Below are 25,975 nucleotides of genomic sequence, written 5' to 3' on the forward strand. Positions count from 1 at the left end.
CATAATGAACCTAATGGTGATAACAGAGCGCCCGCAGAAGACGTGGTGTCTTTTACCGTCGTCAACGATCAGGGTTTTCTGCAGACCAAACACCGGCTGTATATGTCTTCAAAACCGTTTGAAGATCCGCGCATTCTGCCTGGTGGCCCAGGGATTGAATATACCGTGGATAACGGTATGGGAAGCAAAGTAAATGGGAAAATAGAACCCCGTTTCCCAGGGCCAGCCTGGGGGATGGATTACATCACCAAACAAGCACTGAAAGATAATACAGCCCAATTTAAAGCAAACTATCAGGATTTACCCGACAAAGTCCCCGAAGTGAAGGGTTACACCGGCTGGGATCGGATGCGCTGTGATATGGATGCAGGACGATAAGGAGATAGAAATAATGAAAGGTGTCATTCGATTAAACGACCCGCTGGTAAGCGGTGGAAAAGTAACGACAGCTTCCGGTGCGCCCTTTATGGGCAAACCCGTGGCCCTCAGGGCCGATCTGGTGACGTGCCCTTTGCACAGAGGGACATTTCCAATAAATGAATGTCATCCCACCTGGACTATGCGCGGCAGGGGGGTTGTGGTGGATGGTTGTCACGCGGCCTGTGGTTGCGAAATCAAAAGTACCTTGCCTGTCGCGGGGGCTGCGTGATGAAAGAGTGGTGGTTATTCAAGAAACAGCCAGATGCAGATACCGATGTGCCAGTCGCGGTTATTATTGTCCTGTATGTTGTCGCCATAGGAGCGAGCCTGCTGATCAGAGCTTTAACCTGGCCTGAAAAGGAACAGGTTACTGCCATTTTTTTTGTGCCTTCAGTTATTTTACCCTTTTGCCTTGTCTCTGTGATTGTTTATGTAGCGTTCATGTTTCATGACGCCAATATTCACTATTTTGAAACTCGTAAATTCATTGCAAAAGAGCGGGAAATTCATTTAAAAGCTTATGCTCGAAAAAATGTGGCTATTGCAGCATGGTCTGCCATCACTCCGCTGGAGCAACCGGCACTGAACATGTTGAAGCTGGAAGGGGAGTTTCCACTGGCGCCGAAAACACCGGTAAAAATTCTGCTGGAAGCGCTTTTCGACCAGACGCGCAATGAACAGGTATTTTGCCGCCTACTGGCTCCGATGGCCGAAAAGCTGAAGGGATACAATTACCGGGTTTTTGAAACCATTGTCTGGGTTCGCGGAGGGAATGAAAATTGTATAGAAGAGCTGAGGCGCTCGCTGGACCGATTAGGTGTGGTTCATGCCAGTACCTGCAAAATTGAATACAGCACTGAATGTCCCGATTATGCACTTATCAGCAAATGGACCAAACTGTCAGATTACAGGGTTGAAAACCGATTATTGGTTATCGTTGATTTACATGAAGAAGAAAATGAATCAAAGAACATGGAAAATGCTTGTGCATTCCTGCTGACCAACCATTATGTCCGGGAGGAAGGTGAAAAACCGGTTTATCTGTATCAGCCCATGGCCGGTGTGACAGATGTTGAGGCAAAAATGCCGATCTATCTGGAGGCAGGCTCGGTACTTACACCGAAAACGCTCTGGCATACCGGGCTGCCCCGTACTGAGAAATACCCGTTAATGCAGGTTCTGGATGAAAGGGGGCTGGCATCGGAGCGGCTGGATGTAGATGCCTCTTTCGGCGAAAAGAGTGCCGGGTATCGGTGGCTGGCGCTGGCTTTGGCGGCAGATGCGGTGAAATATGCCCAAGGGGAGCAGTTGGTGGCCTGTTCAGAAAAAAACAAATTTTGTATTACTGCACTCTCTTCCCAGAAAACCAGTATCCCGGCAAACCTTGAATGGGGAAGCTGGAGTAATCCACTTATGCCTTCGGTTATGGCTGCATTTTTCTGTGTAATTTCATTCTTTGCATATCAGATTACTTTCTCAGATAAAAATGCCCCGCTATCTCTTTGGGGGCTTATTGCGAGTATCTTTATCCCTTTCGTCGGGTTTATTAGCATAGGCTGCTTAGCGTTAGTTATAAAAACCAATGAAGCATATAGGGACATGGGATATTAGTGTGCAGCTGAATCAAAAGATCTGTTTCCCGAATTCAGACCGTCATCAGGATTTGCCGGGCGGCGCTGCGCTTGCCCGGCCTACGGCTTCTGTACCCTTGTAGGCCGGGTAAGGCGCAGCCGCCACCCGGCGATTCATACATACAGCTCCGGATGCGCTTCAAGCATCGCCAGCATATTATCCCGAATCTCATCCTGCGCCCCGGCCATCCACACCGCCTCCAGCGGCATCCCCATCTGCTCCGCACCGTTCAGCTGCACAAATTTCACGCCCGGCATCAGATAGCGGCTACTCCAGGCGGGCACAATCGCCAGACCAATACCCGCTGCCACCAGGTTGATAATGGTCTGCTTCTCGTCCGCCATCTGTGACACTGTCACTTCTATCCCGGCGTGATGGAAAAGATTCATGGTCAGGTCGTGGCTGTGCGGGCGCGAGCGCCGCTCCGGCAGGATCATCGGCATCCCTTCCAGCTCCGCGATATCGACCTTCTCCCGGTCAGCAAACGGATGGCTGGCGGGCAGGGCGAGAATTCCCGGCTCATTGCATAAAAATGCCCGGCCAAACTGGGCGTCGAGCTGGGCAGGCGGGCGGATAAAGACCAGATCCAGCCTGCCGCTTTTCAGCTTCGGCAGGAGGTGTACGGTCTTATCTTCGAAAAGCTGAATCTCCACATCCGGGTAGTGCTGGCGGAAGAGATGCAGCAGTCCGGGCAGCAAACCGATGGCCGCGCTGTCGATGGTGCCGACGCGCAAAAGCGGCTGCGCCCGGCGTGGATTTTGACGAAATTGCAACATAATCGCGTCGGCATGGGCGAGCAGCTTACGTGCCTCTTCCCGCAGCAAGACGCCATTCTCCGTCAGCGCCACCCGGCGGGTCGAGCGGGTAAACAGCCTCGTGCCAAGTGCCTCTTCTAAAAGACGAATATTTCTTCCCAGGGCGGAGGGCAGCATATCCAGGCGCTGGGCCGCCTGACCGAAATGCAGGGTTTCGGCTACCGCCAGGAAACAGCGCAGGTGTTGTAGTTCCATTCTGGCTCGCTCTCGATTATTGCATTTTTTTGTATAAACCGATGCGCATGATCATGCAAGAAATATCAGCATACTCATCAAGGCAGCCCGACTGCGTACCCTACAAAATAATTATGAGGAACACCTCACATGACCTGCACAATCGAACAACGGGTAATGCGCAAAATCACCTTGCGCATCGTACCCTTCATCATGCTGTTGTACTTCATCGCCTTCCTCGACCGCGTGAATATCGGTTTCGCGGCGCTCACCATGAACGCCGACCTCGGCTTCTCCCCGGCAGTGTTTGGTTTCGGTGCCGGGATCTTCTTTCTCGGCTACTTCCTGTTTGAGGTGCCCTCCAACCTGATCCTCCACAAGGTCGGGGCGCGTATCTGGATTGCCCGGGTGATGATCACCTGGGGGCTGGTCTCCGGCGCCATGGCTTTCGTGCAGGGTACGACCAGCTTCTACACCCTGCGTTTTCTGCTCGGCGTGGCGGAAGCGGGCTTCTTCCCGGGGATCATCCTCTACTTAAGCTACTGGTTCCCGGCGCAAAAGCGCGCCCAGGTGACGGCCATCTTTATGGCGGCAGCACCCATCTCCACCGCCCTCGGCTCGCCGATATCCGCGGCGCTGCTGGAGATGCACGGCATGATGGGCTTCGCCGGCTGGCAGTGGATGTTTGTTCTCGAAGCGGTGCCGGCGGTGATCCTCGGCGTGGTGGTGCTGTTCTGGCTCACCGATCGCCCGGAAAAGGCGAAATGGCTCAGCGAAGAGGAGCGTGGCTGGCTGATTGCCACCCTGCAACGCGAGCAGGCGGCGAAACAGGCCACGGCCCAGCACAGCGTCTGGAAAGGGTTGCTGGATAAACGCGTTCTCGCCCTGTCGCTGGTCTACTTCGGCACCTCCGCCGGACTCTATACCCTGGGCATCTGGTCCCCGCAGATCATCAAAACCCTCGGCGTCTCCTCCATGACCGTTGGCCTGCTGAATGCGATCCCGGCGGTGCTGGCGGTAGCGGCCATGGTGCTCTGGGCGCGTCATTCCGACAGAACCGGCGAACGCTCCTGGCACGTAATTGCCGCCTGCATTGTGGCTGCGGCAGGGCTGTTTATGGCGGGCAGCACGGCAAGCATCGTTGGGGTGATCCTCGCCCTGACCATCGTTAACTGCGGCATCAGCGCCTCCAAGCCACCGCTGTGGAGCATGCCAACCCTGTTTCTTTCCGGTTCGGCGGCGGCGGCGGGGATCGCCACCATCAACTCCCTCGGCAACCTGGGCGGCTTCGTCGGTCCGTTCATGATTGGCCTGATCAAGCAACAGACCGGCAGTTACGCCTGGGGGCTGTGGTTTGTCGCCGGGCTGCTGATCCTCTCTTCACTGGTTGTGCTGTGGCTCTCGGCATCCAGCCGTAAAACGCAGGCCAACGAAACATTAATTCAGTCAAAACATTAATTTTAGGAAAAAAACTATGAAAGATTACGCCATTGCAGCCATCCCCGCAGACGGTATCGGCCCGGAAGTGATCACCGCAGGGGTTGAGGTCTTACACGCCCTGGCCCAGCGTCAGGGAGATATGCGTTTCTCAGTACATACCTTCGAGTGGGGCTCGGACTACTACAAAGCCCACGGCGTGATGATGCCGGAGGACGGGCTGGAGCAGTTAAAAGCCTTTGATGCCATCTACTTTGGCGCGGTGGGTGCTCCGGACGTGCCGGATCACATCACCCTGTGGGGGCTGCGTCTGCCGATCTGCCAGGGCTTCGATCAGTATGCCAACGTGCGGCCAACCAAAATCCTGCCGGGCATTCAGTCCCCGCTGCGCAAGGCGGTACCCGGCACCCTCGACTGGGTGATCGTGCGTGAGAATTCGGAAGGAGAATATTCCGGCCACGGCGGTCGCGCGCACCGCGGCCTGCCGGAAGAGGTAGGCACAGAGGTGGCGATCTTCACCCGCACCGGGGTGACGCGCATTATGCGCTACGCCTTCCGCCTGGCGCAGTCGCGTCCGCGTAAGCTGTTAACCGTCGTCACCAAGTCCAACGCCCAGCGTCACGGGATGGTGATGTGGGATGAGATCGCCGCCGACGTCGCCCGCGAATTCCCGGACGTCACCTGGGACAAGATGCTGGTGGATGCCATGACCGTGCGCATGACCCTGCACCCGGCGTCGCTGGATACCATCGTGGCGACCAACCTGCACGCCGATATCCTCTCCGACCTGGCCGGGGCGCTGGCGGGCAGTCTGGGGGTCGCGCCGACCGCCAATATCGACCCGGAGCGTCGTTTCCCGTCGATGTTCGAACCGATCCACGGCTCGGCCTTTGATATTACCGGCAAGGGTATCGCCAACCCGGTCGCCAGCTTCTGGACCGCGGCGCAGATGCTGGAGCATCTGGGAGAAGGGGAAGCTGCCGCGCGCCTGATGGTGGCGGTGGAGCAGGTCTGCGCCGAAGGGATCATGACCCCGGACGTGGGCGGCACGGCCAACACCCGCGAGGTCACCCAGGCGGTGATCCGCGCCATTGCAGAAGGCTGATCTATGGCACAACACGACGATAGCGCCCTGCGAGGGGCGCTTACTGAGATCTTTATGGCGGCGGTGAAAAGCGCCGACCCCCATGAGGCGCTGATTAACGCCCTGCCGGCGAAACCGCGCGGGCGCTGCATTGTAGTCGGTGCCGGGAAAGCCAGCGCCGCCATGGCCGCCGCGCTGGAGGCCGCCTGGCCGGATGTCGATCTGCAGGGCGTGGTGGTGACCCGTTATGGCCATGCCGCCTCGACGCAAAAAATTCGTATCGTCGAGGCGGCGCACCCGGTCTCCGATGCCATGAGCGAAGTGGCCTCAATGCTGATGATGGAGCAGGTCAAGCACCTCACCGCCGACGACTGCGTGATCGCGCTGATCTCCGGCGGGGGATCGTCCCTGCTGGCCCTCCCGCGCCAGGGCATTACCCTGGCCGATAAGCAGGCGGTAAACAAAGCGCTGTTGAAGAGCGGGGCGACCATCAACGAGATGAACACCGTGCGCAAGCAGCTGTCGGACATCAAAGGCGGACGTCTGGCGCTGGCGGCGCTGCCTGCCAGGGTGATGACGCTTATCATCAGCGACGTACCGGGTGACGATCCCCAGAGCATTGCCTCCGGCCCGACGGTGGCGGACAGCTCCACGCCAGAAGAGGCGCTGGAGATTATCGCCCGCTATGGCCTGAAACTGCCGGAGCCGGTAATGCGGGTGCTACGCACCCCGCGTGCCCCGGTGACGACAGCAGAGATTGACGAGGATATCCGCCTGATCGCCACCCCCTCCGGCGCGCTGGCCGCTGCCGCAGCCGTGGCGCAGAAGATGGGATACACCCCGCTGATCCTGGGGGATGCCCTGGAAGGGGAAAGCGCGCAATTAGGTATCGTGATGGCCGGGATTGCGAAATCCGTGAAACAGCACGGCCTGCCGGTAAAAGGCCCGGCGGTGCTGCTGAGCGGTGGAGAGACCACGGTGACGATTGGCGATACGGGATGTGGCCGCGGCGGGCGCAACACCGAGTTCCTGCTGGCGCTGGCCTGTGCCCTGAAGGGCGAGGCGGGGATTTACGCCATCGCCGGGGACAGCGACGGGATTGACGGCACCGAGGATGCGGCGGGAGCGATAGTGACGCCGGATACGCTGGCTCGCACCGCCCTGGATGCTAAGGCGATGCTGCGCGGGCATGACAGCTATAGCTACTTTGCCGCCGCAGGCGATCTGGTGGTGACCGGCCCGACATTAACCAACGTGAATGATATCCGGGTGATAATGATCGCCTGACAGGAGCAGTGCCGGGCGGCGCTGCGCTTGCCCGGCCTACAACGGCACCGGCCCCGTAGGCCGGGTAAGGCGCAGCCACCACCCGGCGTTTTTTCAACAATTTGCGAGGCTGCTTCCGGGAATGCCTCTTGCCGTCTCGTCTGTATCGCAGTATCTTCTTGTTGCGCTTGCAAAATCAGGCGTCGGGATTAGCCTCCTGCAACCTTAGTGACGGCGCAAAGCTTCATTTGCGCCGTGCGACCTGCTACACCTCAATGGTGGGCTGGACGGGGGCGCTGCAAAGCGCGCCGGTGTCACTAAGGCCGGTAAGGCTAACTCCGTTCAGTTCACCACCAGCGAGATTAGCCTCTCCTGTGGTGATGTAAATTAATCACTTAGTGAGGTTGCCAATATGGCTACGACCCTAACCCCAATTCACGCATTAATTACCAGACCCTTCAACCATCTTACCGATTTCATCGAGCTTGCAGATAACTGCGAACGCTACGTTGAAGCGATGGCAGAAGCCGACGATCCCCGAGATAAACTGGCTCTGTGCGGACGGCTGTCTACCAGCCTCTCTCTGCTGATGCCGACGCTTAACGAGCCCATTCCTCCGGAAATGGTGGATGTGTTGACCATTGATACGCTGCCCACTCATCTCCCCGTGTTCGAGCCGGAAACCGATACTCTGTGCCGGTACTGTCAGGAACTCACTCAGTTGACAATGAGTGGCATGCTGACAAGCGAGCAGCAGCGCGTTATCGAAGATTTGCTGTTTGACCTAGTGAGTTATTTTACTTACAGGCTGAAAGCTCCGCGCTGGCTGAGGACAGAGCAGGGCGATGTATTACTTTGAAAACGATAAAATTTACTTCTTAATGCTTAGAGTATCTGGCATGAAAATGAATCTCTGAATTTAATTCGGCCAACATGTATATCGAAGAGTCGTTAGGTTGTGATATTCACGAAACACCCTTACAGTTATTATCTATAAGGGTGTTGATTTTATCTCTTTTTCAGTGATGCAGTTATATAAACGATGATGGCTACGATGAGTAATGATAAAATGCAGAGGGAAAGGAAATAATATTTATCCCATGTATCACCAGGGATGACATCTGTAAAGATTCTCACCAAACTATAGGCTTTCATTTCTGGTATCAGTAAAAATAAGGCCGCTAACACCAGGGTGTATAGCAGCGCTTCCCCAATCCATAATAACACGTAATGCAGTGGCTTCATTAATACACCTGTATAGTACCGAAAGCAGTTAATGAGGACGTTACTTGTATGGTTGGCGTTTTAAGCAAAGCATCGCGTAACAGCATAAAATCTGATAGACGCGGCAAGGTAATACAACCTTCGCTTACGCCTTTATAACCAGCGGGATGCAAGCGAAAGTGTCCTCTTTCTACCTGTCCTGTGAACGTAATATCATCAATCTGTGCGTCATGTCTGTACAAAGCAAACCATACAGACCTGTCCGAACCGGATACGAACGATGCAAAAGCATCACTCAACCCTGTTAGTGCACCACCTGTACCACGTGTAACAATGTAGTATAAACCTGGCGGTAGCGTTCCGATAGAAGGGATTGCAATATCCTTAGCATTGTTGCGTGATGTGCCTGTACCAGAATAAGCCGGAAAAAAACCTATCCCGGGGCAGCTCAGATTACTTAGTTGATTCCCATTTAGATGGAAAGTGCATTGGATCATCGTTCATTCCAGCTATCGGAGAAAATGACATTCCCATCACAATACTTCCATGTTATTTTCTCATATCGTAAGGATACTGCTTCCAGATGATTATGCTTTTCAGTTGCTGGATTTTTACAATCGTGCATCATGGGGCAAATTGAAATAACCTTAACGTTCTCAAGTAACATATTGAAGTACTCTTCCTCTTGTCCTGAGTGATTAATTTTATACCATTTCAATTCTACGCTTTTTAGTGTCTGCCCCTGAGCTACAGCCTTGTATATATATGGGCTTGAGGAATCAAATTCTTTCTGAAATGTTAATGGCGCATGTAAGCGCGTTCCGGTGATTTTGCCTGTGCTATTTAAATAAGGTTTTTTTATTCGTTTAAACAAAGTTGATTCATGCGGGCTAGCCTGCATCGAACTCCTGGAGTTGAAATGTTCTCAGTACATTCACCGCAGAATCACCCGTCCCCCCTTTGACAGGGCACTACACTGATCTACATACCTGCGCGCGCTAACCCAGCGCGTGTTTGTCATGTCCATTAAATAAGGATGCATCATGATCCGGCCTATTCCTCTCGAGCGTTATCGCAATATCGGTATCTCGGCGCATATTGATGCCGGTAAAACCACCACCACCGAGCGCATCCTCTTCTATACCGGGGTGAGCCATAAGATGGGGGAGGTCCACGATGGTGCGGCGATCACCGACTGGATGGCGCAGGAGCAGGAGCGGGGGATTACCATCACCTCGGCGGCGGTAAGCTGCTTCTGGTCCGGCATGGATCGCAGCTATGAGCCGCACCGGATCAATATCATCGACACCCCCGGCCACGTCGATTTTACCATCGAGGTGGAGCGCTCCATGCGGGTGCTCGACGGGGCGGTAATGGTCTATGACTCGGTAGGCGGGGTACAGCCGCAGTCGGAAACCGTCTGGCGGCAGGCCAATAAGTACCGGGTGCCGCGCATCGCCTTCGTCAACAAAATGGACCGTCCGGGGGCCGATTTCTTCCACGTGGTGCAGATGATGATCGACCGGCTCAAAGCCCACCCGGTACCGATTGTCATCCCCATCGGCGCGGAAGAGAATTTCACCGGGGTGGTGGACCTGATCCACATGCGGGCCATCATCTGGGATGACGCTACCCAGGGGATGAACTTTACCTATGCCCCGGTGCCGGATGATTTACAGGCCACTGCCCGGACCTGGCGGGATAAAATGGTCTCTGCGGCGGCGGAGGCCAGCGACGAGCTGATGGATAAATACCTCGACACCAATGAGCTCGACGAGGCAGAAATTATCCGCGGCTTACGTAAACGGACGGTGGCTGGAGAGATCCAGCCGATGCTCTGCGGCAGCGCCTTTAAAAACAAAGGGGTGCAGCGAATGCTCGATGCGGTGATCGAGCTGATGCCGTCCCCCCTCGACGTGCCCGCTATCGACGGCGTGGATGAAAAAGGCCAGCACGCCGAGCGCCACCCTAATGATGACGAACCCTTCTCGGCGCTGGCGTTCAAGCTGATGTCCGACCCCTACGTCGGGCAGCTGACCTTTATCCGCGTCTACTCCGGGGTGCTGAAAAAGGGCGACGCGGTCTTTAACCCGGTGAAAGGCAAGAAGGAGCGCATCGGGCGTATCGTCCTGATGCACGCCAACGACCGGCATGACGTGGAGGAGCTGCGCACCGGGGATATCGCCGCCTGCGTCGGGCTGAAAGATGTCACCACCGGCGACACCCTGACCGACCCCAACGCGGTGATCACCCTTGAGCGGATGGAGTTCCCGGACCCGGTGATCTCCCTCTCCATCGAGCCAAAAACCAAAACTGACCAGGAGAAGATGGGCATCGCCCTGCATCGTCTGGCGGCGGAAGATCCCTCCTTCCACCTGCATACCGATGAAGAGTCCGGTCAGACGATCATTTCCGGGATGGGCGAACTACACCTGGAGATCATCGTCGACCGCATGAAGCGGGAGTTTGGCGTCGAGGCCAACATTGGTCGCCCGCAGGTGACCTACCGGGAAACCATTCGCAAAGCGGTGAGCGACGTTGAGGGCAAGTTTGTCCGCCAGTCCGGTGGGAAAGGACAGTATGGCCACGTGGTGCTGAGCCTTGAGCCGCAGGCGCCGGGCAGCGGCTTTACGTTTGTCGATGCCACCAAGGGCGGGGTGGTGCCCCGGGAGTATATTCCGTCGGTTGAGAAAGGGCTGCGGGAAGCGATGAACAGCGGGGTGCTGGCGGGCTATCCGGTGGTGGATATCAAAGCGACCCTGACTTTCGGCTCTTATCACGATGTCGACTCCTCGGAGATGGCCTTCCGCATGGCGGCGATCTTTGGCTTTAAGGACGCAGCGCGCAAGGCCGACCCGGTGATCCTGGAGCCAATGATGCATGTGGAGGTGGAAACCCCGGAAGAGTATGCCGGGAACATTATGGGCGATCTCTCCTCCCGGCGCGGGCTGGTGCAGGGGATGGAGGAGCGGTTCGGCAGCCAGATTATTCGCGCCGACGTGCCGCTGGCGGAGATGTTCGGCTACGCCACCACGCTGCGCTCCATGTCCCAGGGGCGAGCCACCTACAGCATGGAGTTCCACCACTACGCCGAAGCGCCGCGTATCGTGGCCGATGAGATCATCGCCGGGCGGTCGAAAAAGTAGGCCCGTGGGGTGAACCATGAAGCGTCTGCATTATGCTCTCGCCGCACTCATGGCACCCCTGTTACTGCTGGGGTGTGTGGTGATGTCTGGCACCAGCAAAACCGACTTTGCCGCCACCCGGCAGGCGGATCTCGTTTTTATCGGCCTGCCGGCACCGCTGAACTGGCTTGCCGCCGGGATGCAGGGCACCACATTCCCGGTTTCAAGCCAGCTGTCGCTCACCGCCGCGCACGTCGCGGTGCCGCTGCTCAAGCCGGTCAGAGCCCAGCATCCCACCTGTGATGTCGCGGTAATTGGCGATAACAACCGCGGCAAGATCGTCCATCAACTGGCCTGGGCCCGGGCCGGACGCAACGTTACGCTGTTTGGCTATAGCGCCATCAACAGTTTGCCCAAATCCAGCCGGGGCAAAATCGACGGCTTTGTGAAGCGCAACGGCTGCTACTACGGCATCATTACCGGGGCGGGGGCGGTATCGGGCATGTCCGGCGGACCGGTAATAGACAGCCTGACCGGGGAGACGGTGGGGATCATCACCAACGTCATCCCCGGCAAGGGCGCGGTGGCCTTTGTGGCGGTGCAGGACTTTACCAACCTGCTGGACCGCATGCGGATCCCTTATAAGACCTATTAGACGATATTGACTACAGTGCAGGACCTGCGACGCCGGGTGGCGGCTGCGCCTTACCCGGCCTACGTGTCCCGTGCTCGTGTAGGCCCGTGCAAGCGAAGCGCCGCCGGGCAAAATCCGGCATCTGAATAAACACCGGTTATTTCACTCAGGCGCTTTCACCTGCTTCCCGCTGGTCACAAAGGTGCCTGCGCCCAGGTGGTGCAGGGTGTTGCGCTTATCGTCGTCAAACTGCCAGCGTCCGGCCGCGAACGCCCGTTCATCGGCGGCGGCTGAGACCACCTCGCCAAACAGGGTGTCATATTTTTCTGCCGCGGAGGTGGCGGGCAGCAGACGGCACTCCATCCACGCCAGGCACTTCTCTTCAATTACCGGCAGCCCCAGCACCGGGCCGTTAATCACCGGAATCCCGTAGCAGTTGAACTTATCCTCATCGCGCCCGCTAACGCTGCCCACGGCATAGGTCCAGTTGGTGGCCGCCACGCCGGGAATGACAATCCCGAACATGCCGCTGCGCTCAATCAGCTCCCGCGACCAGGCGCTTTTATCCACCACGATGGCGATCCGCGGCGGCTCGAACTCCACCGGCATCGACCAGGCGGCGGCCATGACGTTGCGGCGGTCCAGGGAGTCGTCGCGGCTGGTGATCAGGATGGTCGGGCCGTGATTTAACAGGCGGCTGGCGTGCATTAACTCAACGGGGCGGAAGTGGCTCATAGAAATTCCTCATCAATAGCATCAGAGCATTAAACGTCTGAAAGCCATCGGAAATCAATACGCAACAAAGGTGTCATGTTTTCGCAACACAAGCTGCCTACAGTGGCGGGCATCAAATCCCAAAGAGGATAACAAGATGCTCACTTCCATATCGCTCAAAGGCGTGTCGTACGCTTTTGGCGCGAATACCGTATTGAATCAAATCGATCTGCATATCGAGCCGGGTAGCGTGGTTGCGCTGCTGGGGCCGTCGGGCTGCGGCAAAAGCACCCTGCTGCGTCTGCTGGCGGGGTTAACCCAGCCTGCACAGGGTGAGATCCATTTTGGCGATCGCCTGGTGGCGAAAAGCGGATGGGCGCTGTCGCCGGAAGCCCGGGACATCGGCATGGTGTTCCAGGATTACGCCCTCTGGCCGCACATGACCGTGGCGCAGAATGTGATGTTCCCGCTGAAGATGCGCCATGTTCCGCGTCAGGAACGCGAAAGCCGCGTGGCGCAGGCACTGGATCGCGTCGGCTTAAGCGCTTTTGCCGATCGCAAGCCGGCGGGGCTCTCGGGCGGACAGCAACAGCGCGTGGCGCTGGCCCGGGCGATTGTCGCGGAACCGAGAGTGCTGCTGTTTGACGAACCGCTCTCTAACCTCGACAGCGAGCTGCGTAGCGCCTTATGTCACGAGATGGCGTCACTGCTGCGCCAGCTCGGCACCACCGCCGTCTATGTTACCCACGACCGCCGGGAGGCTGAAATCCTGGCCGATCGCATCGTGCATTTGTCTGCTGGCAGCGTCGCTGCCGATCGTTTGATTACCACCTCAGGGGAGTTCGCATGAAAGCTACAATGTCCGTTAGAAAAGGAGTGCTGTTAGCCATGGCGTTATCGTCCGTTATGATCTCCAGCGCCCACGCGCTGACCGTCTACACTGCCGGGCCCGGGTCGCTCGCCAAAAACCTGGCCAGCGGCTTTGAAAAGAAAACCGGCGTGAAGGTGGATATCTTCCAGGCCACCACCGGCAAAGTGATGGCCCGCCTCGAAGCGGAGCAGGCTAACCCGCAGGCCGATATTCTGATCTCCGCTTCCTGGGATACCGCGGAAGATCTGCACAACCGCGGCTGGCTGTTGCCGTACCAGAGCGCCAATGCGGCTAACGTGCCTGCGGATCTGAAATCAGAGGACTTTGTCGCCCAGGGCGTCTCGGCGCTGGGCATCGTCTGGAACACCAAAAGCGGCACCCCGGAACCGAAAGAGTGGCGCGATCTGACCACCGCCGCCTTTAAAGACAAAGTCACCACCCCGGACCCGGCGCTGTCCGGTGCTTCTCTCGATCTGCTGATCGGGTTGCAGAATGGTATGGGCGACAAGGCCTGGAGCCTGTTTGATGAGCTCAAAAAGAACGGCATGGTCGTCAGCGGCCCGAACGCGCAGGCGGTCACCCCGGTGATGCAGGGAGCCAAAGCGGCGGTGTTCGGCGCGGTGGATTATGTCTCGTATGGCAACATCAGCCAGGGCGAATCACTGAAGGTGATCTTCCCGGCCAGCGGCACGGTGATTGCCCCGCGTCCGATGATGATCCTCAAATCCACCCAGCATGCGGATGACGCTAAAGCCTTTGTGGATTACGTTCTCTCCCCGGAAGGTCAGGCGATGGTGGCCGACGCCTGGCTGATGCCCGCCCGCGGCGACGTGCAGGCCAAACGTCCGCTGCTTAACGACCTGAAAATTCTGCCGACCAAAAGCGATGGCAACAGCGAGCGCAGCGATATCCTCAAGCGTTTCAACACGCTCTTCACCTTATAATCAGGCGACGGGGGCAACCCCGTCTTCAGGACGGCTTCGTGAATCCTAAATATTTATCGGTAACGACGCTGGGATTATTGCTGATCCTGGTGGCGTTTCCGCTCACCTTTATTCTGCTCCAGGCGGTATTTCCGCACTTCAGCGCCGGACAGTTCTCCGGGGCGTTCAGCGGCATCAGCCAGCTACTGGCGGAGCCGCAACTGCCGGGCATGTTGGGCGGTACGCTACAAATTGCCCTTGGCGTCGCGCTGGTCAGTGCGCTCATCGGCTTTCCCCTCGGCGTGGCGCGCGGGCTGTTTAACCTGCCGCTGCCGAGGCTGTGGGATCTGCTGTTTCTGATCCCGTTTTTAACCCCGCCCTATATCGCCGCGCTCTCCTGGATGCTGGTCCTGCAAACCAACGGCTATCTGCAACAGATCACCGGAGTCAACCTCAACGACCTGCTGTTCAGCAGGAGCGGGATCGTGCTGGTGATGGCGCTGAATATCTTCCCGGTGGTCTATTTTGCGGTGTCGCGCAGCCTTCTGGCGAGCGGCCAGCGTCTGGCGCTGGTGGCCCGCGTTCACGGTGCCAGCCCCGGCCGGGCGTTCTGGCATATCACGCTGCCCATGCTTTCGCCGTCGCTGGCGGCGGGGATGCTGCTGGCCTTTACCCTGGCGATTGAAGAGTTTGGCGTGCCTGCCGCTCTCGGCACGCGCGCTGGCGTGGTGATGCTGACCACCGATATCGAGAAAAAGCTGGCGGACTGGCCGATCGATCTTTCGGGCGCATCGATGCTTTCCGTGGTGCTGGTAGTTATCGCCCTGAGTGCCTGGTGGCTGCAGAAAAAGCTGACCGGGCATCAGGATGTGACCAGCATTACCGGCAAACCGACCGAGAATATGGGCGCCAGCGCCGGGATTTTTACGCTGCCGGTTATCGCTGTTTTTGCGCTGACCGGGTTTATCGCGGTGATCCTGCCGGGGGCGTCGATGGCGCTGTCCGGGGTGCTGGGAACCCTGTCTGGCGGGGTGACGCTGGATAATCTGACCGGCGGGCACTATGCGGCGCTTTTCAGCCAGCAGGGGGATGCGCTGTCGGCGCTGGGCACCAGCCTGTCGCTGGCGCTGGGGGCGGCCTGTATTACCGGCGTGCTGGGCCTGCTGGCCGCGTGGCTGGTGGTGGTGCAGAAGATCAAAGGGCGCGGCGTTCTGGATGCGCTCTCCCTGATGCCTGCCGCCTTGCCGGGCGTGGTGGTCGGGGTGGGGCTGATCCTGCTGTGGAACCGTCCGTTCTGGCCGGTCTCGCCCTATAACAGCTGGGCGATATTGCTCCTGTCCTACTGCTGCCTGTTGTTGCCGTGGCCGGTGCGCTATGTCGGCAGTGCGCTGCGCCAGCTGGGAGGGAATCTTGAGCCTGCCGCGCGGGTGCATGGCGCCTCGGCGTTGCAGGCGCTGCGCTTTATCGTGTTGCCACTGGTCTCCCCGGCGATGCTGGCGGCGATGCTGATGGTGTTTGCCATCGCCTCACGCGAGCTGGTCACCTCGCTGCTGCTCGCCCCTGCGGGCACGCAAACCGTGTCGGTGTTCATCTGGCGGCAGTTCGAACAGGGATCGGTCGGGCAGGGAATGGCGATGGCGACCCTGACGCTGCTGACCGGGCTGGTGCTGATGTTAACGGCGCTGGGGATCATGCAGCGCTCGGCGCGGGGATAAAAAGCACGTTTCACACCGTGAGCGGGGAAAAATAGTTTATAAACAAGGAAACTGTAAAAAGGAAACTGATTATGACCCCGTTTTTGACCGCTTATCTCGCCCGTACCGGCTGGCAGCAGCCGGTTTCTGCGGACATCGCCACCCTGCGGGGCCTGCACCTGCATCACAACAGCGCCGTCCCGTTTGAGAATATCGATGTGGTGCTGCCGCGTGAAATCCAGCTCGACGAGCAATCCCTGGTGGATAAGCTGGTCACCGCCCGCCGCGGCGGGTATTGCTTTGAGCAGAATGGGTTATTCGAGCGGGCGCTGCGTGAGGTGGGATTCCATGTGCGCAGCCTGCTGGGGCGGGTGGTGCTGGCGAATCCGGCCCAGATGCCGCCGCGCACCCACCGTCTGCTGCTGGTGGAACTGGAGGGCGAACGCTGGATCGCCGATGTCGGTTTTGGCGGGCAGACCCTGACCGCGCCCATCCGTTTGGTCGCCGAAGAAGAGCAGGCGACGCCGCACAGCCTGTACCGGCTAATCAACGACGGTTGCGACTGGGTGCTACAGTTCCGCCACCATGAGCACTGGCAGTCGATGTATCACTTCGATCTCACCGCGCAATACCAGGCCGATTACGTGTTGGGCAACTTCTGGTCAGCGCACTGGCCGCAATCCCATTTCCGTCATCATCTGCTGATGTGCCGCCATCTGCCGGACGGCGGCAAACTGACCCTTACCAACTTCCACTTCACCCACTGGCAGGACGGCCACGCCCTGGAGCAGGTTAACCTGCCGGATGCAGAAGCACTTTATCAGGTGATGCAGGAGCGATTTGGGCTGGGGGTGGATGATCCGAAGCACGGCTTTACGCTAGCGGAACTCACGGCAGTGATGGCCGGGTTTGAAACCCATCCGCAGGCGGGGAAATAGCCTGCAACGCCGGGCGGCGCATGCGCTTGCCCGGCCTACGGTGTGGTGCGCTTTTCAGGCCGGGTAAGGCGCAGCTGCCACCCGGCGTGGCTGGGGGCTACCTTCGCGACCGCACCAGCTGATAACGCCGCGTAATGTACTCAAACGGCGCGCTCCAGACGTGTACCAGCCGGGTGAAGGGGAAGATCAGGAAAATGGTCATCCCCAGCACCAGATGGACGCGGAAAATAAAAGCCACGCCGCTCAGCATCTCCGATGAACCGCCGCGGAAGGTGACAATCCCCTGGGCCCATCCCACCAGCTTGAGCATCTCACTGCCGTCAGGGTACTGCGCCGAGAACGGAATGGTCGTCAGGCCGAGCACGCACTGGGTCAGCAATATACTCATAATGACGATATCCGGCGTGGTCGACGTGGCCCGCACCCGCTGGTTAAACAGGCGGCGGTAGAGCAGCATCGAGCCGCCAATCAGCGTCAGCACCCCGCAGATCCCCCCGGCGATCATCGCCAGCTGCTGTTTCACCGCCATCGGCAAAAACCAGGCGTACATCCAGTGCGGGGTTAACATACCGAACAGGTGGCCGAAGAAAATTCCCAGAATGCCGATGTGGAACAGATTAGAGCCCCAGTTCATGCCGCGCTTATCCAGCAGCTGGCTGGAGGAGGCGCGCCAGGTGTACTGGCCGTAGTCATACCGCAGCCAGCTGCCGAGGAAAAAGACCGCGGCGCAGATGTAGGGGTAAATATCGAAGAAAAAGACGTTCAGATGGTGTGTCATTTTGGGCCTCCGGCGCTGACGTCCACGTACTGAGGTGCGACGTCCTGGCTAAAGCGTCGTTGATACTGCTGCATCGGCGAGCTGTCGCAGGCCGTGGCGTTATCTTCAATAAACTTCACCTGTTCCTCTTCCCAGACCGCATCCAGTGCCTGGCGGGTGTCATCCCGTTTTTCGCCTGCCACCTGCTGCGTGACACTGTCACTTGATAGCTTGCTGCCTGCGAATTTCAGCAGGGCGTCGAACAGCTGATACTGCATCACCTCCCGCTGTTTTAATCGCCCGCCAATCAGCGCCAGGATCGGCGCCACGTTTTGCAGTCCCTCTTGCGCCTGCGCCTCGGGCAGGATGCTCAGATATTCCAGATAGAGCGGCAGATAGTCCGGCAGTTCGCGGCAGTCGAGCTGCAAGCCGGCCTGCTCGTACTGGTTCATCAGGTCGACCATCGCCTGGCCGCGATCCCGGGATTCAGCATGAACATGCTCGAACAGCAGCAGCGAGGTGGCACGCCCGCGCTCGAATACCTCGCACCACTCGGCCTGCCGGTCAAGCAGCGGGGCATCGAGATAGTGCTCTGCAAACGGCATCAGCCTCGGCGCGTCCTGCGCCACCAGGGCGAGGGCTTCGTCGCGGCTCTCCCACAGCGCCTCGTCCGGGTACTCAATCAGCAGGGCGATAATTTTGAGGATCTGCATTACTCTCCCTCCCCATGTTCGCGCACCTCGGTGATGTTGATAGCGTCGATGCGGCTGCTGTTGAACAGATTGAATTTGGTGTCGGAGCCGTGGCAGCCGTCACCGAAAGTAAAGCCGCAGCCGTTGCGCTCCGGGAAGGCGTCCCGGGCCATTTCCCGGTGGCTGGTCGGGATCACGAAGCGATCTTCGTAGTTGGCGATGGCGAGATAGCGGTACATCTCCTCCACCTGTTCCACGCTCAGACCCACCTCTTCGATAGCGCGGGTATCGGTCACCCCCTCTACGGTCTGGGAGCGCTTATAGTGGCGCATCGCCATCATGCGTTTCAGGGCGCGCAGTACCGGGCCCGTATCGCCCGCGCTGAGCATGTTCGCCAGGTACTGGACCGGAATGCGCAGGCTTTCCACCGCGGGGAGGATGCTGTCGGTCTGCGGCAGGCCACCGGCATCGGCGTAAGACTGGATCGGTGACAGCGGGGGAACATACCAGACCATCGGCAGGGTGCGGTATTCCGGGTGGAGCGGCAGGGCCAGCTTCCAGTCCATCGCCAGTTTGTAGACCGGGGAGCGCTGGGCAGCATCAATCACGTTCTGGGGGATGCCCTGTTTCAGCGCCTCTTCAATCACCGCCGGATCGTTCGGATTGAGGAACACGTCGCACTGACGTTCGTAAAGATCGGTTTCATGCTCGGTGCTGGCCGCCTCCTGGATACGGTCTGCGTCATAGAGCAGGACGCCGAGATAGCGGATGCGCCCGACGCAGGTCTCCGAGCAGACGGTCGGCTGGCCCGATTCGATACGCGGATAGCAGAAGATGCATTTTTCCGACTTGCCGCTCTTCCAGTTGAAGTAGATTTTTTTATACGGACAGCCGCTGATGCACAGGCGCCAGCCGCGGCATTTGTCCTGGTCGATCAGCACAATGCCGTCCTCTTCACGCTTGTAGATGGCGCCGCTCGGGCAGGTCGCCGCACAGCTTGGGTTCAGGCAGTGTTCGCACAGGCGGGGGAGATACATCATGAAGGTATTTTCGAACTGGCCGTACATCTCCTTCTGCATCCGGTCGAAGTTGCGATCCCGGGCGCGTTTCTCAAACTCGCCGCCCAGCAGCTCCTCCCAGTTTGGCCCCCACTTGATTTTATCCATGCGCTTGCCGTCAATCAGCGAGCGGGGACGGGCGGTAGGGAGATGTTCGCTCTCTTTGGCCCGATGCAGATCCTGGTAGTCGAAGGTAAAGGGCTCATAGTAATCGTCGATCTGCGGCATTTGCGGGTTAGCGAAGATTTTGGACAGCACCCCCAGCTTGCCGCCCAGCCGCGGGGTCAGCTTGCCGGAAATGCCGCGGATCCAGCCGCCTTGCCACACCCCCTGGTCCTCCCAGTTTTTCGGGTAGCCGATGCCCGGCTTGGTTTCGACGTTGTTAAACCAGGCGTACTCCATCCCTTCGCGCCCGGTCCAGACGTTTTTACAGGTCACCGAGCAGGTATGACAGCCAATACATTTATCGAGATTTAACACCATGCCGACCTGTGAGCGTATTTTCATTTTTTCGCCTCCTGTACCTGGTCGTTACCTTCGCCATCCAGCCAGTTAATGTTTTTCATTTTGCGGATCATGATGAACTCGTCGCGGTTAGAACCTACGGTGCCGTAGTAGTTAAAGCCGTAGGCGAGCTGGGCGTAGCCGCCAATCATATGGGTGGGTTTCGGGCAGACGCGGGTCACGGAGTTATGAATGCCGCCACGCCGTCCGGTCACTTCTGAGCCTGGAATGTTCAGAATGCGCTCCTGGGCGTGGTACATCATGGTCATGCCCGGCGGCACGCGCTGGCTGACCACCGCCCGGGCGGTGAGCGCCCCGTTGGCGTTGAAGGCTTCTATCCAGTCGTTATCCTCAATGCCCAGCTCCCGGGCGTCGGTTTCGCTCATCCAGACGATGGGCCCGCCGCGCGACAGGGTCTGCATCAGCAGGTTTTCGCTGTAGGTGGAGTGGATGCCCCATTTCTGGTGCGGCGTCAGGAAGTTGAGCGCCTTCTCCGGGAAGCCGTTCGGCGGGATCGCGCGCATATGGCTGACGCTGCGGGTATCAATCGGCGGACGATAGGCCACCAGGCTCTCGCCGAAGGCGCGCATCCAGAGATGATCCTGATACAGCTGCTGACGCCCGGAGAGGGTGCGCCACGGGATCAGCTCGTGGACGTTGGTGTACCCGGCGTTATAGGAGACATGCTCGCTCTCAATGCCGGACCAGGTCGGGCTGGAGATAATCTTGCGCGGCTGGGCCTGAATATCGCGGAAGCGGATCTTCTCGTCCTCCTTGTTCAGCGCCAGATGGCTGTGTTCGCGCCCGGTGAACTCCGCCAACGCTTCCCAGGCTTTGACCGCCACCTGGCCGTTGGTTTCCGGGGCGAGGGCGAGAATGACTTCCGAGGCGTCAATGGCCGTCTCAATGCGCGGCCGACCTTTCGCCGGGCCGTCGAGCTTGACGTAATTGAGCTTGCCGAGGAAATCGACCTCATCCTGGGTGTTCCAGGAGATGCCTTTCCCGCCGTTGCCGAGCTTGTCCAGCAGCGGGCCGAGGGCGGTAAAGCGCTCGTAAGTGTCCGGGTAGTTACGCTCCACCACGGCGATAGTCGGCGCGGTTTTGCCGGGGATCAGATCGCATTCACCTTTGCGCCAGTCGGCGATGTCAAACGGCTGGGAGAGCTCCGCCGGGGAGTCATGCTGTAACGGCTGCAACACCACGTCGGTTTCAGTGCCCAGGTGGCCGACACAGACCTCAGAGAAGACTTTGGCGATGCCCTTGTAGATCTCCCAGTCGCTGCGGGACTCCCATGCCGGGTCGACGGCGGCGGAAAGGGGATGAATAAACGGATGCATATCCGAGGTATTCATATCGTCTTTCTCATACCAGGTGGCGGTGGGCAGGACGATATCGGAGAAGAGGCAGGTGCTGGACATGCGGAAATCGAGCGTCACCAGCAGATCCAGCTTGCCCTCAATGGCGGCGGTCTGCCACTCCACCTCTTCCGGCTTCACCTCATCGGTGGTGCCCAGATCGTCGCCCTGAATGCCGTTTTCGGTGCCCAGCAGGTACTTGAGCATGTACTCATGCCCCTTGCCGGAGGAGCCGAGCAGGTTCGAGCGCCAGACAAACAGGTTGCGCGGGTGGTTATTGCCGTTGTCCGGCTGCTCGCAGGCCATACGGATATCGCCCGATTTCAGCGCCTGGGCGGTGTACTCCTGGGGCGACATGCCAACCGCATCGGCCTGAGCCTTGATGTGCAGCGGGTTGAGGTTGAGCTGGGGGGCGGAGGGCAGCCAGCCCATCCGCTCGGCCCGCACGTTAAAGTCGATCAGGTGGCCGGTGAACTTCGAGGCGTCCGCCAGGGGGGAGAGCAGCTCCCGGGCGGTGAGTTTCTCATAGCGCCACTGGCTGGCGTGGTTGTAGAAGAACGAGGTGCTGTTCATCTGCCGTGGCGGGCGGTTCCAGTCGAGGGCAAAGGCCAGCGGCAGCCAGCCGGTTTGCGGGCGCAGCTTCTCCTGGCCGACATAGTGCGACCAGCCGCCGCCGCTTTTACCCACGCAACCGCAGAAGACCAGCATGTTGATCATCCCGCGGTAGTTCATGTCCATGTGATACCAGTGGTTGACCCCGGCGCCGAGGATAATCATCGACCGGCCATGGGTTTTATGGGCGGTGTCGGCGAACTCCCGGGCGATCTGCTCGATATGACGACGCGGTACGCCGGTGATCTGCTCTCCCCACGCCGGGGTGTAGGCTTTGATCTCGGCGTAATCTTTGGCCGCGAGGTTATCCTCCAGCCCGCGGTCGAGGCCGTAATTCGCCAGGATCAGATCGTAGACGCTGGCGACCTGCAGCTGGCGGCCATCGGCAAGGGTCAACGTTTTCACCGGCAGCTGGCGCACCAGCACCGGCTCCTGCTTCACGCTGCGAAAATGCGGGTTCTCATTGCCGCCAAAGTAGGGGAAGGCTACCCCGGCGACGCTGTCGTGAGTGCCCAGCAGAGAGAGCGCCAGTTCGGTCTCCTGGCCTGCCGCCAGCGGCTCGAGGTTCCATTTGCCTTTTTCACCCCAGCGGAAGCCGATAGAGCCGTTCGGCACCACCAGATCGCCGGTGGTGGTATAGGCGACAGTTTTCCACTCCGGGTTGTTGGTTTCACCCAGCCCGTCGGCGAGGTCGGAGGCGCGCAGCATCCGACCCGGCACCAGGCTGCCATCCTCCCGCGGATCGAGCATCACCAGCATCGGCATGTCGGTGTAGCGGCGGCAGTAGTTAAGGAAGTAGTCGCTCGGGTTGTCGAGGTGGAACTCTTTCAGGATCACGTGGCCCATCGCCATGGCTAAGGCGCTGTCGGTGCCCTGTTTCGGCGCCAGCCACTGGTCGCTGAGTTTCGCCACTTCTGAGAAATCGGGGGTGATGGCGATGGTTTTGGTGCCCTTGTAGCGCACTTCGGTGAAGAAGTGGGCGTCCGGGGTTCGGGTCTGGGGCACGTTCGATCCCCAGGCGATGATATAGCTGGAATTGTACCAGTCGGCGGATTCCGGTACGTCGGTTTGCTCGCCCCAGGTCATGGGTGACGCAGGCGGCAGGTCGCAGTACCAGTCGTAGAAGCTCAGGCAGGTGCCGCCCAGCAGGGAGAGATAGCGGGTGCCTGCGGCGTAGGAGACCATCGACATCGCCGGGATGGGCGAGAAGCCCGCCACCCGGTCCGGGCCGTAGTGTTTGATGGTCCAGACGTTAGCGGCGGCGATAAGCTGGTTCAGCTCTTTCCAGTTTGAGCGGACAAACCCGCCGTGGCCGCGGGCCTGCCTGTAGCTCTGGCGCTTTTGCGGATCGTTCTGGATGGCGTTCCAGGCCAGCACCGGATCGCTGTGCTGCGCCAGCGCCTCGCGCCAGAGCTCAATCAGATTTTTGCGCACCAGCGGATACTTCAGGCGGTTGGCGCTGTAGAGATACCAGGAGTAGCTTGCCCCGCGCGGGCAGCCGCGCGGCTCGTGGTTCGGCAGGTCGGGGCGAGTGCGGGGATAGTCGGTCTGCTGCGTTTCCCAGGTCACCAGCCCGTTCTTGACGTAGATTTTCCAGCTACAGGAGCCGGTACAGTTTACGCCATGGGTGGATCGCACAATTTTGTCGTACTGCCATCGCTGGCGATAGCTGTCTTCCCAGTCGCGGTTGGTGTGCATCACCTGACCGTGTCCATCGGCGAAGGTGTCGCCTTTGAGTTTGAAATAACGAAAGCGATCCAACAATTTACTCATGACATTTCTCCTGACGGGGCGACGCACCACCCCGGGGTTACACTGCTCACAAAATATTGAATATCGTTATGATTTGACGTGCTTTTGCCGACGGCCATACACCAGCCAGGTGACGAACACGCAGACGATGTAGAACACCAGGAAGACCTTCATCGCCCCCACCGGGGAGCCGGTTAACGCCAGCGAGGTGCCAAAGGCTTTGGGAATGAAGAAGCCGCCCACGGCACCAATCGCCGAGATAAAGCCCAGCGCGGCCGCGGTGTCGGTAACAGCCTCTTTCTGCGCCTGTTCTTCCGTGCCGCCGCGCAGTTTCACTCTATAGACGGTGATTTGCCGGAAGATGACAGCGATCATCTGGAAGGTCGAGCCGCTGCCGAGCCCGGCGGTAAGGAACAGCCCCATAAACACCAGATAGAAGGCGGTAAAGCTGCCAGAACCGGAGCCTGGAAGGGTAAGGAAGAGCAGGGCGGTAAACACTGCCATAAAGATGAAGTTCACCAGCGTGACGCGCACGCCGCCGAGCTTGTCGGAGATCACCCCGCCAGCGGAGCGGGCCAGCGCGCCAATCAGCGGGCCGAAGAAGGCCAGATGCAGGATGTTAACGTCCGGGAACTGGGTTTTCGACAGCATGGCGAAGCCCGCAGAAAAGCCGATAAACGAGCCGAACGTCGCCAGATAGAGCAGGCTCAACAGCCACAGATGAAGGCGCTTGAGCACCGGCAGCTGGCTGGCGATGGTTGCTTTTGAACTGGCGATATCGTTCATGCCAAAAAAGGCAGCAACGGTTGCCAGCAGCAGCAGCGGGGCCCAGATCCAGGCGGCGTTCGCCAGAAACAGGGACGAGCCATCCTCCTGCGGCACGCCATGTACCCCGAGAAAGGTAAACATCGGCAGGAAGATCACCACCGGGGCCACCATCTGCATCACGCTGACGCCGAGGTTGCCCAGCCCGCCGTTAATACCCAGCGCGCTGCCCTGTTTCGATTTGGGAAAGAAAAAGCTGATGTTGCCCATGCTGGAGGCGAAGTTGGCGCCGGCAAAGCCGCACAGCAGGGCGATAATAATAAATACCGAATAGGGGGTAGCGGTATTTTGCACCGCAATACCCAGCCAGACGCAGGGAATAATCAGAATGACGGTACTTAATACCGTCCAGTAACGGCCACCGAATATAGGCACCATAAAGGAGTAGGGAACCCGTAATATTGCGCCGGAGAGAGATGGCAGGGCAGTTAACATAAAGAGCTGGTCGGTGGTGAAATTAAAACCGACCTTATTCAGATTGACCGCCACCGCGCTAAATAACATCCAGACGCAGAATGCCAGTAGCAAACAGGCCACGGAGATAACCAAATTTCGTCGCGCAATCGGCTTGCCTTTATTTTCCCAAAAAGCAGGATTTTCCGGTTTCCAGTTACTTAAAAGATAATGATTATTCTTCTCAGTTTGTTGCGACATATTATCCTCTTGCTTATCCGAACGGCAGAAAGAGAAGTACAATCAGACGGAAGTCTGAAATTTTGATGAAGGTTGTAGGAAGTTTTTGGGAGTCTTCTGAAAAGAATAGATAAAAAAAGCGAGCTACTGCCCTGGGAGGGGAAAAGTGGGCTCGCTTAATGTGTTACAAATCGTAACAGTTAAACGAAATTAATCATTAATAGAGTTCGAGGGTGATTAATTTTTCCAGATGCTGATTAAATGCGGTCTTATCCATCTCCGGCATGGATAACACGTAAAAGCTGTCCAGGCCGCAAACCAGGCCTATTAAGCGCCAGGCAATATTTTCGGGCCGATCTTTTAACGTAAAGGCTTGCGCTTCTGCCCCGGCGCGAATAATCGCCACCGTCTCCTGATGCCACATCTCCATAGTTAATACGTAAGCGCCTTTTATTTCCTCGTCCCGGGTGGCTAACAGCTGCGCCTCGCGCCACAGGCGAATATAGGGCTCAAAACTGCGATCGTCGCTGCCGAGCATGGAATGCAGGCGTTCGCGCCAGCTGGCGTTTTCTGCCACCACGTCGGCATCCAGCAGGGTGCGGATCAGGCGGATAAAAGCCTGCGCCTTAAGTTCGCCTGCGGAGGAAAAGTGGTGGTGGACCTGGCCGGTCGCCACCTGTGCCTCGGTCGCGATCCGCCTGACGGTCATCGCCGTAAAGCCTTCGCTCAGCGCCACGCGCATGGCCGCCTGCAGGATCGCTTCCCGCCGTTCATCCTTGCTCAGATAGCTCATTTTTTTCACTCTCAACTGGGGGATCACGAGTGTAACAAAAAGC

At 58.4% G+C, this 25,975-nt stretch carries 23 protein-coding genes and 1 pseudogene; 13 read left to right on the forward strand and 11 right to left on the reverse strand.

Translation table 11 applies throughout. The features are described from left to right. The 3 genes and pseudogenes from ACT3IC_RS20265 to ACT3IC_RS20275 all read left to right on the forward strand — a co-directional run. Positions 1-378, forward strand: a pseudogene (locus tag ACT3IC_RS20265) (T6SS immunity protein Tli3 family protein); the annotation flags it as partial. An 88-nt stretch (positions 379-466) separates the two neighbouring features. After that, positions 467-649 carry a PAAR domain-containing protein gene (locus tag ACT3IC_RS20270; protein ID WP_409454962.1) on the forward strand — a complete coding sequence of 61 codons (183 nt, stop codon included), beginning with the start codon at positions 467-469 and terminating at the stop codon, positions 647-649. Next, positions 649-2,031 carry a hypothetical protein gene (locus ACT3IC_RS20275; RefSeq protein ID WP_168192018.1) on the forward strand — a complete coding sequence of 461 codons (1,383 nt, stop codon included), beginning with the start codon at positions 649-651 and terminating at the stop codon, positions 2,029-2,031. Before ACT3IC_RS20270 ends, ACT3IC_RS20275 begins: the two co-directional genes overlap by 1 nt. 134 nt (positions 2,032-2,165) lie before the next feature. Here the strand turns inward: ACT3IC_RS20275 and ACT3IC_RS20280 are convergent, their stop codons facing one another. Next, positions 2,166-3,062, reverse strand: a complete 897-nt coding sequence (locus ACT3IC_RS20280; RefSeq protein ID WP_103179665.1) for a LysR family transcriptional regulator — start codon at positions 3,060-3,062, stop codon at positions 2,166-2,168. Between the two features lie 129 nt (positions 3,063-3,191). Between ACT3IC_RS20280 and ACT3IC_RS20285 the strand changes: the two genes are divergently transcribed. From ACT3IC_RS20285 to ACT3IC_RS20300, 4 genes are all read left to right on the forward strand, one after another. Beyond that, entirely contained in the window at positions 3,192-4,499 is a 1,308-nt protein-coding gene (locus tag ACT3IC_RS20285) for an MFS transporter (RefSeq protein ID WP_156654522.1), read from the forward strand. A gap of 16 nt (positions 4,500-4,515) precedes the next feature. Next, on the forward strand, positions 4,516-5,583 hold the full coding sequence (locus ACT3IC_RS20290) for a tartrate dehydrogenase (protein ID WP_473478988.1): 1,068 nt from the start codon (positions 4,516-4,518) through the stop codon (positions 5,581-5,583). A 3-nt stretch (positions 5,584-5,586) separates the two neighbouring features. After that, the gene (locus ACT3IC_RS20295; RefSeq protein ID WP_473478991.1) at positions 5,587-6,849 is read left to right on the forward strand and encodes a glycerate kinase type-2 family protein; all 1,263 of its coding nucleotides are present in this window, start codon (positions 5,587-5,589) and stop codon (positions 6,847-6,849) included. Between the two features lie 391 nt (positions 6,850-7,240). After that, the gene (locus tag ACT3IC_RS20300; RefSeq protein ID WP_263950811.1) at positions 7,241-7,687 is read left to right on the forward strand and encodes a hypothetical protein; all 447 of its coding nucleotides are present in this window, start codon (positions 7,241-7,243) and stop codon (positions 7,685-7,687) included. A 149-nt stretch (positions 7,688-7,836) separates the two neighbouring features. On the opposite strand, the gene ACT3IC_RS20305 is transcribed toward ACT3IC_RS20300, so the two are convergent. Genes ACT3IC_RS20305 through tssD form a run of 3 tightly spaced genes read right to left on the reverse strand, consistent with a single transcriptional unit; the run spans position 7,837 to position 8,953 of the window. After that, the gene (locus ACT3IC_RS20305; RefSeq protein ID WP_103179660.1) at positions 7,837-8,073 is read right to left on the reverse strand and encodes a hypothetical protein; all 237 of its coding nucleotides are present in this window, start codon (positions 8,071-8,073) and stop codon (positions 7,837-7,839) included. Continuing rightward, complete coding sequence (locus ACT3IC_RS20310) at positions 8,073-8,549, reverse strand: DUF2778 domain-containing protein (RefSeq protein WP_473478994.1); 477 nt, start codon at positions 8,547-8,549, stop codon at positions 8,073-8,075. The genes ACT3IC_RS20305 and ACT3IC_RS20310 overlap by 1 nt, the downstream gene beginning before the upstream one ends. Beyond that, entirely contained in the window at positions 8,546-8,953 is a 408-nt protein-coding gene (gene tssD, locus ACT3IC_RS20315) for a type VI secretion system tube protein TssD (protein WP_473478996.1), read from the reverse strand. Before tssD ends, ACT3IC_RS20310 begins: the two co-directional genes overlap by 4 nt. Positions 8,954-9,095: 142 nt before the next feature. Here tssD and fusA point away from each other — a divergent pair, with 142 nt between their 5' ends. Further along, the gene (gene fusA / locus ACT3IC_RS20320; RefSeq protein ID WP_473478999.1) at positions 9,096-11,198 is read left to right on the forward strand and encodes an elongation factor G; all 2,103 of its coding nucleotides are present in this window, start codon (positions 9,096-9,098) and stop codon (positions 11,196-11,198) included. Positions 11,199-11,214: 16 nt separating this feature from the next. Then, positions 11,215-11,832: a serine protease family protein gene (locus tag ACT3IC_RS20325; RefSeq protein ID WP_103179657.1), complete on the forward strand. Its 618-nt coding sequence runs from the start codon at positions 11,215-11,217 to the stop codon at positions 11,830-11,832. A gap of 141 nt (positions 11,833-11,973) precedes the next feature. Here ACT3IC_RS20325 and ACT3IC_RS20330 read toward each other — a convergent pair whose 3' ends face one another. Beyond that, positions 11,974-12,546, reverse strand: a complete 573-nt coding sequence (locus tag ACT3IC_RS20330; protein ID WP_159338841.1) for a flavin reductase family protein — start codon at positions 12,544-12,546, stop codon at positions 11,974-11,976. A 136-nt stretch (positions 12,547-12,682) separates the two neighbouring features. On the opposite strand from ACT3IC_RS20330, the gene ACT3IC_RS20335 reads away from it, so the two are divergent. From ACT3IC_RS20335 to nhoA, 4 genes are all read left to right on the forward strand, one after another. Further along, entirely contained in the window at positions 12,683-13,375 is a 693-nt protein-coding gene (locus tag ACT3IC_RS20335; protein ID WP_103179655.1) for an ABC transporter ATP-binding protein, read from the forward strand. Continuing rightward, positions 13,372-14,340, forward strand: coding sequence for an ABC transporter substrate-binding protein (locus ACT3IC_RS20340; protein ID WP_156654517.1), 969 nt, complete (start codon positions 13,372-13,374; stop codon positions 14,338-14,340). The genes ACT3IC_RS20335 and ACT3IC_RS20340 overlap by 4 nt, the downstream gene beginning before the upstream one ends. A gap of 38 nt (positions 14,341-14,378) precedes the next feature. Beyond that, the gene (locus ACT3IC_RS20345; RefSeq protein WP_159338846.1) at positions 14,379-16,034 is read left to right on the forward strand and encodes an ABC transporter permease; all 1,656 of its coding nucleotides are present in this window, start codon (positions 14,379-14,381) and stop codon (positions 16,032-16,034) included. Positions 16,035-16,105: 71 nt separating this feature from the next. Then, a complete protein-coding gene (nhoA, locus tag ACT3IC_RS20350) occupies positions 16,106-16,951 on the forward strand; it encodes an N-hydroxyarylamine O-acetyltransferase (protein ID WP_159338848.1) in 846 nt (281 codons plus the stop codon). Between the two features lie 97 nt (positions 16,952-17,048). Here nhoA and narI read toward each other — a convergent pair whose 3' ends face one another. From narI to ACT3IC_RS20380, 6 genes are all read right to left on the reverse strand, one after another. After that, positions 17,049-17,729, reverse strand: coding sequence for a respiratory nitrate reductase subunit gamma (gene narI, locus ACT3IC_RS20355; RefSeq protein ID WP_103179651.1), 681 nt, complete (start codon positions 17,727-17,729; stop codon positions 17,049-17,051). After that, a complete protein-coding gene (narW, locus tag ACT3IC_RS20360) occupies positions 17,726-18,421 on the reverse strand; it encodes a nitrate reductase molybdenum cofactor assembly chaperone (RefSeq protein ID WP_473479002.1) in 696 nt (231 codons plus the stop codon). Before narW ends, narI begins: the two co-directional genes overlap by 4 nt. After that, entirely contained in the window at positions 18,421-19,965 is a 1,545-nt protein-coding gene (narH, locus tag ACT3IC_RS20365) for a nitrate reductase subunit beta (protein WP_473479005.1), read from the reverse strand. Before narH ends, narW begins: the two co-directional genes overlap by 1 nt. Beyond that, positions 19,962-23,702 carry a nitrate reductase subunit alpha gene (locus ACT3IC_RS20370; RefSeq protein ID WP_473479007.1) on the reverse strand — a complete coding sequence of 1,247 codons (3,741 nt, stop codon included), beginning with the start codon at positions 23,700-23,702 and terminating at the stop codon, positions 19,962-19,964. Before ACT3IC_RS20370 ends, narH begins: the two co-directional genes overlap by 4 nt. 66 nt (positions 23,703-23,768) lie before the next feature. After that, positions 23,769-25,160, reverse strand: coding sequence for a NarK family nitrate/nitrite MFS transporter (locus ACT3IC_RS20375; protein ID WP_103179647.1), 1,392 nt, complete (start codon positions 25,158-25,160; stop codon positions 23,769-23,771). 196 nt (positions 25,161-25,356) lie between these two features. After that, positions 25,357-25,932 (reverse strand): TetR family transcriptional regulator, encoded by a 576-nt coding sequence (locus ACT3IC_RS20380; protein ID WP_473479010.1) that lies wholly within the window; start codon positions 25,930-25,932, stop codon positions 25,357-25,359. Between the last annotated feature and the right edge of the window lie 43 nt (positions 25,933-25,975).

The sequence above is a fragment of the Leclercia sp. GHBNCSD genome (genome assembly GCF_055805075.1).